Source organism: Zwartia sp., from assembly GCF_049655405.1.
Classification (GTDB): domain Bacteria; phylum Pseudomonadota; class Gammaproteobacteria; order Burkholderiales; family Burkholderiaceae_B; genus Zwartia.
Map to the genome: position 1 here is coordinate 107,889 of NZ_JBASJR010000016.1, position 13,092 is coordinate 120,980.

Below are 13,092 nucleotides of genomic sequence, written 5' to 3' on the forward strand. Positions count from 1 at the left end.
TTAAAGCACAGACTGAGTGTGGATAATGGAAGGAGAAAGTTGCTGCACTGCACGATAATTTGTCAAGAAGACTTGACCACTGAGGTGCTTGAGAAAGTCTGATTTTTCCAGACGATCCATGACGGGACCTTTGACCTCTGAGAGGTGCAAACAAATACCCGATTCACGTAAGCGCTTCTCGATGGCCTCCAGACTGTCAAGCGCGCTGGCATCGATGTCGTTGATCGCGGAGCACTGGAGCACTACATGTTTGAGCAGCGGGTTGTCCGCGACTTCGGCATTCAGACGGTCTTCGATGTTACGGGCATTGGCAAAATAAAGGCTTTCGTCAATGCGCAAGCACAAGACCTCAGGACAGGTGAGCACCTCGTGCCGTAAGACGTTACGAAAATGTTCTGTTCCTGGTACGAGACCAATCGTCGCGATGTGGGGTTGACTGCTGCGGTACAAGTGCATGGCGAGGGATACAGCGACGCCTGCCACCAAGCCTATTTCTACGCCAAGACTCAAGGTGGCAAGCAGCGTGACGGAGACTGCTGCGAAATCGGTTTTGGAAAAACGCCAAGTATGTTTAAAGATACTGAAATCCACCAGAGACAAGACCGCCACGATGATCGTTGCGGCCAATGTGGCTTGAGGCAAGAAAAATAGAGCAGGCGTGAGAAGTAGCGATGCCAGTGTGATGCCGACCGCGGTATATAGTCCCGCAGCAGGTGTGCGGGCACCGCTATCCGCATTGACGACTGAGCGCGCAAAGCCACCGGTGACGGGAAAACCACCCGTCAGCGAGGCGGAAACGTTACAGGCGCCAAGAGCCACCAACTCTTGGTTGGGTTCAATGCGTTCCCGACGTCTGGCCGCAAGCGTTTGGCCGACTGAGACGGACTCGACGAAGCCGACAATACTAATGAGCAGGGCAGGGACGAAGAGGTCTTTCCACAAGGCCAAGTCCCACAAGGGGGCGGTCAGTGGCGGGAGCCCTTGAGGCACGGTACCCACGACTTTTAGGCCTGCCTCAGGCCAAGATAGTTGCCAGGCCAGTGTGGTGGTCACAATAATTGCCAGCACGGGACCGGCCTTGGTGACAATGTCGGCTGCGAGCTTGTTGAAACCAAGCTTCATGAGGAGGGGTTTGAGTTGCCGCCTCACCCAGAACAAAAATGCTGTGGCGATCAGGCCGACAGCGAGGGTCAGGAGATGGGTGTTTGGTATTTGCTGAATCAGCGACCAGACAAGCGCAAAGAAGTTGTCGCCTGAGGCTTGAACACCCATCAGTGTTTTGAGTTGACTCGCGGCAATCAACAAGCCAGAGGCAGAGATAAAGCCGGATACCACTGAGTGACTGAGAAAGTTGGCCAGAAAGCCGAGCCGCAGAAAACCCATGAGCAAAAGCAAACCGCCAGAGATAAAGGCAAGCGTCAGTGCGATCTGCCAGTAACTATGGACGCCCAGCGCAGCTTGTTCAGCCACTGCCGCCGCAGTCATGAGTGACACGACAGCAACAGGTCCGACTGCCAACACTCTGCTCGTGCCGAGCAAGGTGTACATCACTAAGGGCGCTACACTGGCGTAGAGGCCGACCTCGGGTGGCAAGCCCGCGAGCATCGCATAGGCGAGACTCTGCGGGATGAGCATAATGGTCACAATCAGTGCCGCGACCAGGTCACTGACGAGCAGTTCGCGGCTGTACTGTGCGCCCCATTGCAATACTGGCAAGGTCGGCAATTTCATGGCGGTTCTCTTAAGCTTTTTTCTTGAGCGTGGCGCGCTCGGCCATTTCAAAGCCAATCATGCCGATGAGCATCGCGATGACAAAAATCAAGGCTTTTTCGTGGCCTGCTGCCATCGATACCAAGACTGGACCTGGACAGAAACCAGCGAGTCCCCAGCCCACGCCAAACATCAGGCTACCGATGACGAGACGTTTATCGATGTGGCTGGCTTTTGGAAGGTGCAAGGCCCCGCCAAAAAAGTTGGTCGTACGTTTTTTCGCCAGTGCAAAGGCAAAGATGCCGACCAGGATTGCGCCACCCATCACAAATGCCAAGGATGGATCCCATTGACCAAAGAGGTCAAGAAAACCGAGGACTTTCGCGGGGTTGGTCATGCCTGACAGAATCAGACCCAAACCAAAAAGGAGACCTGCAAGAAATTCGAAAAAACGAAGCATGTTGTGTGCTCCTTTAAAAGAGGTGACGTGCGAGGTACACGGTCAGAAAGCCTGCCGCCATAAAGGAAACTGTCGCGACGAGCGAGCGTGGTGACATGCGGGAGAGCCCACAGACTCCGTGGCCTGACGTGCAGCCCGAACCATAGCGTGTGCCGACGCCGACCAACAGTCCGGCGATGACCAGCAGGATCGTATCCGCATCAATCTGCGGTGTCGTGATGAACTCGGAGGGAGCCAAGGCCTTAAATACCCAGGGCGCCGCAAACATACCTGCCAAAAAAGCGATGCGCCAAAAAGTGTCGCCGGCCTTGGGTGGCAGAAGCCCTCCCAAAATGCCGCTGATACCTAGTACACGGCCGTTGATCAAAATAAAGAGCGCTGAGGCAACGCCCAAAATAATGCCGCCAGACAGAGAGCTCCAAGGCGTAAAGTGTGTCCAGTCTATGTTCATATGTTGACCTCTTCATTGATACAAAATTGTGAATAGAGCACTTCCATCACAGCAAGCGCTTGTGGGCTTGAAAATTGGTAATAGATATTTTTTCCTTCGCGCCGGGTCTTGACCAATTGTTCGTTACGTAGGACAGTCAGTTGTTGCGAGAGCGTCGGTTGCAGGATCCCAAGCGACGTTTCGAGTTCGCTCACGCAACGCTCCCCTTGGGCGAGTTGACAGAGGATCATCAGTCGGTCGGGATTCGTGAGTACCTTCATGAGTCGGCAGGCGTTCGCAGCGGACGCCTTCATGGTGTCGAGTTCAAACGGGGCAATGTCTTCAGTGATCATGTTCGCGGACGAAGTGTGAATTTAAGATAACGAATTATAATATATTTACAAACAAATTGTTTATATATATAATATTTATAAGTTATTTAAATATTTCACTTGGAGTCCGTATGCGTACCACTTCCAGTCAGCCGATGGTCCATGGCATTTTCGATCCTGCAACATGGACGGTGACATATATCGTCTACGAAAAGCCCGGTTCAGCGTGTGCCATTATCGACTCAGTGTTGGACTATGACCCTAAATCGGGTCGGACCAGGCATACCTCCGCGGATAAAGTCATTGACTTCGTTCGAGGCCAAAACTTGACCGTTGAGTGGATTCTTGAAACGCATGCCCATGCGGATCACTTATCGGCAGCCCCTTACCTCAAACAACATCTAGGTGGCAAGATTGCGATTGGTGATCACATCACCACGGTGCAAAAGGTGTTTGCGGGTGTGTTTAATCTCGAACCCGAATTCCGTCAGGACGGTTCTCAGTTTGATGTCTTGATCAAAGAAGGCGAGTCCTTCATGGTGGGTGCGCTTGAGGGCAATGCGCTTTATGTCCCAGGTCATACTCCTGCGTGTATGGCCTATCAGTTTGGTGATGCGGTCTTTGTCGGCGACACCTTATTTATGCCCGATGTTGGCACTGCGCGTTGCGACTTTCCTGGAGGGGACGCCAAAACTTTGTATGCCTCGACGCGTCGTTTGTTGAGTCTGCCTTCCGATACACGTCTGTTCATGTGCCACGATTATCCGCCGGCAGGCCGTGAGGTTTCCTTTGAAACAACGGTGGCTGAGCAGCGAGCAAAAAATATTCACGTTCATGATGGCATTACGGAGGCTCAGTTTGTAGAAATGCGAACCAAGCGTGATGCCACGCTTGAAATGCCGGTGCTGATCCTGCCAGCAGTCCAGATCAATATTCGTGCAGGGGAGTTACCACCTAAGGAATCAAACGGGATTTCATATGTGAAGATTCCTTTGAACGCTTTGTAGTTTTTTAAGAAGTTCAACGATTTAAAGGATATCAATCATGAAATGCAATGTTGGCACTATTGACCGTACACTGCGCATCGCCGCAGGCTTGATTTTGATTGCGTTGGCCGCAACGGGTACCGTAGGTATCTGGGGTTGGATCGGCGTAGTTCCTCTGTTGACGGGAATCTTCCGCTTTTGTCCTGCTTACCCATTGTTGGGGATTAATTCTTGCTCTAAAGAAAGCGCAGGCGCGAGCTGTTGCAAAAAATAAGTATGAGCCAGAAAGGGGCTGCGACGGGTAGTTTAGCTTTGTCGCGGCGTCTCACCCTCACTGATGTTTAAACTCGATAGGTACCAGTACCGTCGAGGCAACAGGCTGTTGTCCTCTTGAGGCCGGAATAAAGCGCCATTGGCGGACGGCTTGGACAGCAGCTTGATCGAGTCTTTGATAGGTGCTCGTGGTTTGCACCGCGACATCGAGAACTGCGCCAGTGGTGTCGAGGCTGACACGCAATAAAACCGTTCCTTCTTCGCGGAGTCGTTTTGAGACGGCTGGATAGGCTGGGTTGGGGCGATGCAGATAGTTGGGGTCGACTTGCGCTGGGATGGTGGGTAGTGAGTCGTCGACGGTATTCGTCAGTGCAGAATTGTTTGAACCACTGTTTGATCTACTGTTTGAACCACTGTTTGAACCACTGTTTGAATGGCTGCGCGATCCGCTTCTCAATGTCTCGTTTGTGATGGGCTTCGCCGGTGGCGCAACGGTTGGTTTTGCCTCAGCCTCAGCCTCAGCCTCAGCCTCAGCCTCAGCTGCGAGTGGAATCTCTTTGTTGATTTCAGACGTTGACTGGGACGGTGTTTCCGCAGGCTGCTCAACTGATGGGGATGTTTCAGGTAATGGGGATGTTTCAGGTAATGGGGATGTTTCAGGTAATGGGGGGGCTTGTTCCGGCGTTGACTCTTCGCTTGGCTCGACTTTTTCCTCGGGACGATTCTCTTTATCCCCCGCAGTTTCAAGGGTCACGGGAATCACAATGCCGGATTGACCAACATTGTCATCTGTCTCTGTGCCGACGCCATTGAGCCACCCAAAATGCGCCAGGATCAAAACAATCACCAATACATGCGCCAATGCGACGAGCATCAACAGCGTGACGAATCTCATGCCTGGCTTGGGTTGAAAGGCTGGCACTGTGGAGCTTGTCATGATGTGGGTCTGGCGCTTGAGGTCATGGGTGGAGCAAAGCGAGTAGGGGCAGCGTAGTGGCGAGTCGCCGGAGTCTGATCAGTCCTGCAGTGTAGAGGTTTTCAGCTAAAATTTACGATTCATATTTAACAACTGCGTACTCAATGAACAATATGACCAAAAAACACCTTTCAGCCTTGGCCTTTACCTTAGTGACGGGCCTCACGTCTTTTGGCATGTCCTCGGTCGCGATGGCCACCGAGCTGGTCGCGGGTGATTTAAAGCTGTCCGCACCTTGGATTCGTGCCTCCGTACCGGGTCAGGTGAATGGTGCCGGCTACGTCCAGATTAATAATCAGGCTGCTCAGGCTGATCGGCTCATTTCTGCCACGACTAATGGCGTCAATCGCGTCGAGTTGCACACGATTATTAATGAAAACGGCGTGGCAAAAATGCGCGAAGTTCCTGGAATTGACGTGCCTGCCAGTGGCATGGTCAAACTGATGCCAGGCGGCTTTCACATCATGTTTCTTGGCTTAAGTGCCCCTTTTAAGGCAGACACGACAGTACCGGTGACCCTCAAGTTTGAAAAGGCGGGCGAGGTTAAAGTTGATTTTGAAATCAAACCTCCGACCTACAATCCTGGTGCCATGTCAGGTCATGACAGCCACAAACACTGATCGCTAGGGTCGCCGATGCTTGGTGTGACAGACTATCCCGCCTTTGTGGTGGCCTTTATCATATTTTTGTTGATACCGGGGCCGGGTAATCTCGTCATCATCACTTCAACGACCAAGGGCGGCATGCGCGGCGGTTTTGCTGCGGCTCTGGGAGTGATTCTTGGAGATCAAGTTCTCTCGTGGATGGCGGTGGCTGGTTTGGCGGCCGTACTCGCTGCTTCACCGGTCGCGTTCGAGGCTGTGCAATGGGTGGGGGCGGTCTACCTTGTTTGGTTAGGCGCAAAAATGGTCTTGGCCAAACCGGGCTCCGCGCCCGTGCTCAACATCAAACCCTACCATTATTTGCGACAAGCGATGGTGATTACACTCTTGAACCCCAAAGCCATTGTCTTTTATATGGCGTTCTTCCCGCTGTTTGTAGACCCTGTGCAGCACAGAGGGTTGGTGACGTTTGGCTTTCTCGCCGTCACGATCGCGGTGCTGACCTTTTTATATTGCTTCGTCGCGATTTTATTGACGCATTTTTTGACAGAGCGACTGCGCAGCAATCGCCTGATCTCCATCGCGCTGGAAAAAATAGCGGGTCTCTGTCTGATTGGATTTGGACTCAGACTCGCATTTTCACGCTGAGTCGGTCGTCCAAACGCATTTTCACGATTGACCCGCAAGCTGTTTTGCTGACTCAGCCTTTGTTTTGCTCCACTACCATATGCGTATGAGCAGCCTTAAGCAGCGGGCAGGCGACTGCCTTTTGTACTCCGGCCTCAATCATTGCGCCCAAAATATGCTCGTGCTCAGTCTGATTGCCTTGGGTCAAGTCCCTGAGCATGGAGGCTGCAAAGCTCGAACCTGACTTGGTCAGCATCGCCAAGGCTTTTTGTTGAGCGCTTTCTTTTGTGGGATAACCATTCGCCAGCGCAATCGCACAGCTTTCTGCATAGAAACTGGTCATCGTTTCTTTGCCCCAGGGTGCATCGGCAATTTTTCCAACATGTCCACGACAAAGCGTCGTCATACCGGCCAGGGTCGCAAGAAAGACCCATTTATCCCAGAGTGATTGTTCAATGTTTTCACTGTAGGTATTGTCAAACGCGGCTTGTTCGCACAATGCTGAAAACTCGCGTGCGAGTGCTTCGTGAGCGGGATCTCTGTGTCCGACCGTCAACGCGTGGAGGTCTGTGAGTTGTTTGACAGAGCCGCTGCCTGTCACGGTTGCGGCGATGTGTGCCACGCCACCCATCACGCGGCTACGCCCAAATTTCTCATCGAGTGTGGCGATATGGCTCAGGCCATTGAGCACAGGCAAAATCACGCCACGGCTACTTGCTGCGCTGACTGACTCGAGTGCGTCGTCTAGGTCATATGCTTTGGGCGCTAAGACGATGAGGTCGTACTCGGGCTTGAGCTGATCGCGCGTCACCGTCTTTGGGCGAAGAGTGAAGGTTTCCTTCGGTGTCTCAACCACGAGTCCCTCTGCTTGGATTTTTTGATGTCTTTTGTCCCGCAGCAAATATGTCACATCCGCACCCGCCTGAATGAGTCGAGCACCAAAATAGCCACCCACGCCGCCTGCACCCAATATTAGAATTTTCATGCTTTCTCCTTGTAAGCATCAATCTTATCGTTTTGACGCGCCTTGTGCCATGACAAGCTCAACGGGTGGAATCTTGGCTCGGAAATCATGGACAACGACAGATTTTTCAAGGAACATACCTGTCATGCTTTTCGTGCTACTTTTAAAAAAAGCACAATAAAAATCCTGGAGATTGTTTTGAAAATATTTCGCTTAGCCTCTGTGCTCCCTGCTGTCTGTCGTCTGTCGCTGGCCTTGGGTGCGCTCGGCACTGCTGCGTTCGTATCCGCCCAAGAGTTTCCAAAAGGTCAGACCATCACGATCGTGGTGGGTTTTGTGCCCGGTGGCGGGACCGATACCGCCACTCGCATTGTGGCTAAAAGCTTGTCGGCCAACTTAGGCCAACCCGTCGTCGTTGAAAACCGTGCCGGAGCGGGAGGGGTGATTGCAACCCAGGCGGTGGCCAATGCCAAGCCCGACGGCACAACACTGTTGCTGGGTACGATTGGTCCAATGACGGTTTCACCCCATCTGATGAAGATGACAATTGATCCGCTCAAGGACCTTGCACCGATCACCATGGGTGTGAACTTCCCCAACGTCTTGGTTGTGCCGCCAGAGTTAAAGGTGAACACTTTGGCCGAGTTAGTGGCCGCGGCTAAAAAAAATCCTGGCAAGTTGACCTATGCTTCAACTGGAGTGGGTTCGGCGGCGCATTTAGCGGGTGAGTTGTTTGCCCAGCGTGCCGGTGTGGAAATGATTCACGTACCCTACAAGGGCGGCAGCGCAGCCATGCTTGATTTGCTAAGCGGTCGCATTGATGCGTATTACGCGACGCCTACGACAAGTATTCAACATGTTCAGGCCAATAAACTCAAGGCCTTAGCGACAACAGGTTTAAAGCGTACCAACGCGATGCCTGATGTGCCTACGATGGCTGAATCTGGCTACCCAGGCTTTAATGCGACCAACTGGTATGCATTCGTGGCGCCAGGTAAAACACCAGCGCCGATCCTGGATCGTTGGAATACTGAGATCGTCAAAGTGCTCAATGATCCCGAAGTTCGCATGCAGCTCAACAAGCATGGTTTGACGCCTGACCCCACCACACGACAGGAATTGGCTGATTTTATGGCCAAGGAGTCTGCAACCTGGAAAAAAGTCGTCACTGAGCGCAACATCAAGCTTGAATAAACGCTCGTATGCCTGGTTCTTTTCGCAGCATGGTGGAGTCCACTCGCGCACCTTTTAAGGTGCGCAGTTTTCGTTATCAGTGGACAGCCGACATGGCGACTTCCTGGGCGTTCGAAATGGAATTGCTCGTGCTGGGCTGGTATGTCTTGGTCGAGTCGGGCTCTGTGCTTTTGCTGGTGATTTACGGTGCTTTGCAATACACAGGTGCCTTGATTTCACCTTTTTTGGGCATCGCAGGTGACCGGGTCGGTTATCGCGTGCTCTTTATGGTCACACGGGGACTCTATGCGCTGGCAGCGATGACGATTGCTTCGCTCGCATTTTTTGGTGGTTTAACACCCCTGACGGTGATTGCGGTGGCGACCTTTGTCGGCATGATTCGCCCTTCTGATTTGATGATGCGCTATGCCTTGATCGGGCAGACGCAACCCAGCGATCAGCTGACCTCTGCCTTGGGTATTTCACGCATGACCTCTGACTCGGCCCGTATTGCGGGTGCCTTAGCGGGGGCGGGCATCTTTGCTCAGTTCGGAATGGTGCCGGTTTACATCAGCATCACCGTGTTGTATGTGACGAGTTTTTATTTTTCCATGGGGGTGGCGGGCAAGCCTGACATCGAGCGTGTGCACACCGCACGGCCTTCGCCTTTTACGGATTTGCAGCATGCGTTTTCCTACGTGTGGGCCAAGCCGGTCTTGCTTGGGACAATGAGTATTGCATTTCTCGTCAACTTTTTAGCCTTTCCGTTCTCGCTCGGACTGCTGCCCTATATTGCCCGATCAGTCTACGACGTGGGTCAGTCTGGACTAGGTGCGTTGAGCGCGAGTTTCGCCTTTGGTGCCTTGGTCGGTTCGATTGTCTTGGGCACTAACCGGTTTTCGCTGGGAACGGGGCGAGCTCTTCTGGTCGCGACAGGGCTTTGGTTTGGGCTGCTCTTGATGTTCGGAGCCACGACGCATTTCACTTTGGGCGTGACACTTCTCATGACCGCGGGATTTGTGCAAAGTATCAGCATGATTCCGCTCGCGGCTGTGATGTTGCGGGCGACTGAACCACAGTATCGTGGTCGCATTATGGGTATGCGGATTTTGGCAATCTGGGGCCTGCCGGCTGGGCTGTTGATTGCTGGTCCGATGATCGATGTGCTGGGTTTTGCGTGGACGACAGCTTTATATTCATGTCTCGGTATTGCCGCCACAGTGGCGATTGCACTCAAGTGGCGCAATGCCTTGTGGATCAGATCAGCGCCTGCCAATCAACATGGCTAGCAGGCGCTTTTACGCTTAGACGCCTTCGACGATTCGGATATCACGCTCTGCAGCGCCCGTGCCAAGTGCACGAATCGCCTCTTGGTAGGCGGGGCTGTTGTAGGCGGCCAAGGCTGCATCCACACTTTCAAACTCAATCAGGACAGTGCGCTGCTTGACGCCATCTTCTTTGACGGCGGCGGCTTCATTGCGTGCTAAAAATTTTCCGCCAGCAGCCGTCAGGGCCGGGCCAGCAAGCTTGGCATAGGCTGCCAGCGCTTCGGGGTTAGAAATAGAACGGTAGGCACTGATCCAATATGCTTTTGCCATGATGGTCTCTAAAAAGTATGTGGGTGTTTTAAATTCAGATGAAAAGACACTGTAGCCGTCTCTGCAAAAGAATGCTCTTTATGTTAGGGTTGATACCAATACGAATAATATAAAAAAATCTGGCGTTCAGTCCGGATCCTAACTGTACACAAATGTAATCGCCCGGAGACAAACGGTGTTTGGCAAGAAGATTTTTTACGGCTGGAAAATGGTGTTTGCTGCAGCCTCGCTGCAGTTTATTCAGTCGATGATGCTGCATCAGGCTTTCGGGGCTTATGTTGCCGTCCTCATACAAGACAAAGGTTGGAGCAAAACCTCTGTTTCAGGTGCTTCGGCCATGATGTCAATGGAGGCGGCTGTCATTGGTCCAATCTTGGGCTGGTTTCTTGACCGTTTTGGTTCACGCGGGGTGATCAAGGTTGGTGTCATTATGTTTGGCATCGGTTTTATGCTGCTGAGCCAGATTGACAGTTTGTTGGGTTTTTATGGCGCGGTGATTGTCATTGCGATTGGGTCCTCAATGGCCGGTTATTTCCCCCTCAACGTGGGTGTGATTCAGTGGTTTGAGAAAAAGCGCGCACGGGCTCTATCGATGGTGGGGCTTGGGCTGGCGCTAGGCGGCATGTTTGTCCCTATCGTCGCCTGGAGTATTGAAAGTATTGGCTGGCGAGAGACCGCTTTTGGTTGCGGTGTGGTGGCAATCGTGATTGGCTACCCGTTGGCCTGTATTTTTCGTCGTCGTCCCGAGGATTTTGGGGAAACGGTCGATGGTCTGGGCGCAAAGCGCGGCACTGTCGACGTATCGGGTGTTGAGCCAGAGAGCAAGGTTGAACCTGAGTTCACGGCCAAACAAGCCCTCAGAACCAAGGCGTTTTGGCTGCTATCTGCCGGTCATGGCGTGGCGTTGATCATTGTGACGGCCGTCAATACGCATGCCATTAATCATATGCGGATTTCTTTAGGCTACACCATCGCCCAGGCGTCTTTTTACATCACATTGATGACTGGGTTTCAAGTCATTGGCGTTTTGCTCGGGGGAGTGCTCGGCGACAAATTGCAAAAAAATCGGGTAGCGGCCGTTTGTATGACGATGCACATGGTCGGCATGCTGATGCTCACTTATGCCTTGGGACCCGTTATGTTGGTGCTTTTTGCTGTCTTTCATGGTTTGGCGTGGGGCATCCGGGGGCCATTTATGCAGGCGATTCGAGCAGACTATTTTGGCCGGAAGTCCATCGGTATGATTCTTGGTTTGTCGGCGATGCTCACGGCGGTGGGGCAGGTCTCCGGGCCCTTGCTGGCGGGTATTATGGGTGACGCAACGGGCAATTACGACCTAGGCTTTACGGTACTCGCCCTGATCGCGGGCGCGGGCACCTTTTTATTCTGGTTTGCCAAGCCACCACCTATGCCAGGAATGCCTGTGAGTGCTCAGGCAGTATGAGGCTTTAAGGGTTTTTCCCCCCTAGGCTCTGTTAATCTTTGCCTATGACTTATTTAAGAATTTTAGTGGCACCTTTGGCGCTGCTGCTCTCGGCTTGCATCACGCTTGGTCCGGATTACGACCGCCAACAATCGACTCAGTGGGAAACTGAACCCAAGGTTTGGCAAGAGCCTTTGCCCCACGAGGGCGAACAGGTCACGCTTGTCTCGTGGTGGGCGCAGTTTAACGATCCAGTTTTGATTGAGCTCGTTGAGCAGTCGCAAAAGCAAAGCAACAGCATGGCTCAGGCGGCTTTGCGGATTGCGCAATCACGTGCACTGTTGATCACAGCCGACGGCGCCGCCTTACCTGTTTTAAATGCTACCGGTGGCATTTCTCGAGGCACCTATCAACTAGGTGGGCCTGTGATCGTGGCGACGACTGCCCAAGCACAGCTTCAGGCAGGCTGGGAAATCGACTTATTTGGAGGCTTGGCACGTGGCAGTGAAGCGGCGCGCGCACGCTTAGCGGCTCAAGTCGCAAACTGGCACGAAGCCCGGATTTCCGTCGCAGCCGATACGGCGAGTCTGTATACGAACTTCCGCGGTTGCGAGCAGCTCTCCCAACTCGCCCGCGCCGACGCGCAGTCACGGGCACAGACTGCTCGCCTGACTCAGGAATTGGCACAAACAGGCTTTCAGTCACCGGCAGTCGCGGCATTGGCGCGTGCCAGTGCCGCCGAGGGACAAAGTCGTGCCGTCGCGCAACGCGCAGAGTGTGATCTGCTCATCAAGGCACTGGTCGCGCTGACCGCTATCCCGGAGCCTGAGCTCAGAAGTCAATTAGTCAAAGGCACTCGGGTATTACCCAAGCCAGCAATGCCTATCGTGAATCGCATTCCTGCTCAAGTCCTGGTGCAGCGTCCAGATGTCGCAGCAGCGGAGCGCGAGTTGGCTGCCGCCAGCGCAGATATTGGTGTGCGCGAAGCAGAACGTTTCCCGCGCTTGTCATTGTTAGGCAACATCGGACCGCTGAGTTTTGAAAGCGCAGCGGGATCGATCTCCGCGACCTCTTGGTCGATTGGTCCTTCGCTCAGTCTGCCTATTTTTGATGGCGGTCGCCGGGCGGCCAATGTTGAGACTGCCAAAATCGCCTACGAAGTCGCGGCGACGCATTACAGAACCCAGGCGCGTCGCGCAGTCAAAGAAGTGGAGGAGGCGCTGGTCCGACTAGATAGTCTCAACCAGCGAGAGTCGGAAAGTTTGAAAGCCTCCCAGGGCTACCGCGAGTCACTCCAGGCCGCTCAAGATCGTTACAAATTTGGTCTCTCCAGCATTCTGGATCTCGAAGAAACAAGACGATTGTCTGTGAACGCAGACAATATTTTGGCGATTGTTCGACGTGAGCGTGTTAGTGCGTACATTGCACTCTACCGCGCAGTGGGGGGGGGCTGGGAGGCCCGAGACCTCGCTTCGGTTACGCGCGCGGTGCAACAAAACCCAAGTGATATTTTGACAGGCAAGCTCCAATAATGAAAC

General features: G+C 53.2%; 15 protein-coding genes. 8 read left to right on the plus strand and 7 right to left on the minus strand.

Features of this window, described 5'->3' with window-relative positions:
- The 4 genes from WBJ47_RS14775 to WBJ47_RS14790 are packed head-to-tail and all read right to left on the minus strand — an operon-like array spanning position 1 to position 2,953.
- Entirely contained in the window at positions 1-1,731 is a 1,731-nt protein-coding gene (locus WBJ47_RS14775; protein ID WP_424585390.1) for a SulP family inorganic anion transporter, read from the minus strand.
- A gap of 10 nt (positions 1,732-1,741) precedes the next feature.
- Positions 1,742-2,170, minus strand: a complete 429-nt coding sequence (locus tag WBJ47_RS14780) for a DUF6691 family protein (RefSeq protein WP_424585391.1) — start codon at positions 2,168-2,170, stop codon at positions 1,742-1,744.
- Between the two features lie 13 nt (positions 2,171-2,183).
- A complete protein-coding gene (locus tag WBJ47_RS14785) occupies positions 2,184-2,621 on the minus strand; it encodes a YeeE/YedE family protein (RefSeq protein ID WP_424585392.1) in 438 nt (145 codons plus the stop codon).
- Positions 2,618-2,953 carry an ArsR/SmtB family transcription factor gene (locus WBJ47_RS14790; protein ID WP_422243925.1) on the minus strand — a complete coding sequence of 112 codons (336 nt, stop codon included), beginning with the start codon at positions 2,951-2,953 and terminating at the stop codon, positions 2,618-2,620. Before WBJ47_RS14790 ends, WBJ47_RS14785 begins: the two co-directional genes overlap by 4 nt.
- A 110-nt stretch (positions 2,954-3,063) precedes the next feature.
- Here WBJ47_RS14790 and WBJ47_RS14795 point away from each other — a divergent pair, with 110 nt between their 5' ends.
- On the plus strand, positions 3,064-3,939 hold the full coding sequence (locus WBJ47_RS14795; RefSeq protein ID WP_422243926.1) for an MBL fold metallo-hydrolase: 876 nt from the start codon (positions 3,064-3,066) through the stop codon (positions 3,937-3,939).
- A 37-nt stretch (positions 3,940-3,976) separates the two neighbouring features.
- Complete coding sequence (locus WBJ47_RS14800; protein WP_422243927.1) at positions 3,977-4,192, plus strand: YgaP family membrane protein; 216 nt, start codon at positions 3,977-3,979, stop codon at positions 4,190-4,192.
- 57 nt (positions 4,193-4,249) lie between these two features.
- On the opposite strand, the gene WBJ47_RS14805 is transcribed toward WBJ47_RS14800, so the two are convergent.
- Entirely contained in the window at positions 4,250-5,128 is an 879-nt protein-coding gene (locus WBJ47_RS14805) for a TonB family protein (RefSeq protein WP_422243928.1), read from the minus strand.
- Between the two features lie 143 nt (positions 5,129-5,271).
- On the opposite strand from WBJ47_RS14805, the gene WBJ47_RS14810 reads away from it, so the two are divergent.
- Both WBJ47_RS14810 and WBJ47_RS14815 read left to right on the plus strand, forming a co-directional pair.
- Complete coding sequence (locus tag WBJ47_RS14810; RefSeq protein ID WP_422243929.1) at positions 5,272-5,787, plus strand: copper chaperone PCu(A)C; 516 nt, start codon at positions 5,272-5,274, stop codon at positions 5,785-5,787.
- A gap of 15 nt (positions 5,788-5,802) precedes the next feature.
- Positions 5,803-6,417 carry a LysE family transporter gene (locus WBJ47_RS14815; RefSeq protein WP_422243930.1) on the plus strand — a complete coding sequence of 205 codons (615 nt, stop codon included), beginning with the start codon at positions 5,803-5,805 and terminating at the stop codon, positions 6,415-6,417.
- A gap of 52 nt (positions 6,418-6,469) precedes the next feature.
- On the opposite strand, the gene WBJ47_RS14820 is transcribed toward WBJ47_RS14815, so the two are convergent.
- Positions 6,470-7,381 (minus strand): ketopantoate reductase family protein, encoded by a 912-nt coding sequence (locus tag WBJ47_RS14820; protein WP_422243931.1) that lies wholly within the window; start codon positions 7,379-7,381, stop codon positions 6,470-6,472.
- Between the two features lie 177 nt (positions 7,382-7,558).
- On the opposite strand from WBJ47_RS14820, the gene WBJ47_RS14825 reads away from it, so the two are divergent.
- Together WBJ47_RS14825 and WBJ47_RS14830 are read left to right on the plus strand one after the other, a co-directional pair.
- Positions 7,559-8,554, plus strand: coding sequence for a Bug family tripartite tricarboxylate transporter substrate binding protein (locus WBJ47_RS14825; protein WP_422243932.1), 996 nt, complete (start codon positions 7,559-7,561; stop codon positions 8,552-8,554).
- Between the two features lie 8 nt (positions 8,555-8,562).
- Positions 8,563-9,822 carry an MFS transporter gene (locus tag WBJ47_RS14830; protein WP_422243933.1) on the plus strand — a complete coding sequence of 420 codons (1,260 nt, stop codon included), beginning with the start codon at positions 8,563-8,565 and terminating at the stop codon, positions 9,820-9,822.
- A 15-nt stretch (positions 9,823-9,837) separates the two neighbouring features.
- On the opposite strand, the gene WBJ47_RS14835 is transcribed toward WBJ47_RS14830, so the two are convergent.
- On the minus strand, positions 9,838-10,131 hold the full coding sequence (locus WBJ47_RS14835) for a DUF1330 domain-containing protein (RefSeq protein WP_422243934.1): 294 nt from the start codon (positions 10,129-10,131) through the stop codon (positions 9,838-9,840).
- A 175-nt stretch (positions 10,132-10,306) separates the two neighbouring features.
- Between WBJ47_RS14835 and WBJ47_RS14840 the strand changes: the two genes are divergently transcribed.
- The gene (locus tag WBJ47_RS14840) at positions 10,307-11,575 is read left to right on the plus strand and encodes an MFS transporter (protein WP_422243935.1); all 1,269 of its coding nucleotides are present in this window, start codon (positions 10,307-10,309) and stop codon (positions 11,573-11,575) included.
- A 44-nt stretch (positions 11,576-11,619) separates the two neighbouring features.
- On the plus strand, positions 11,620-13,086 hold the full coding sequence (locus tag WBJ47_RS14845) for an efflux transporter outer membrane subunit (protein ID WP_422243936.1): 1,467 nt from the start codon (positions 11,620-11,622) through the stop codon (positions 13,084-13,086).
- The last annotated feature ends 6 nt before the right edge of the window (positions 13,087-13,092 follow it).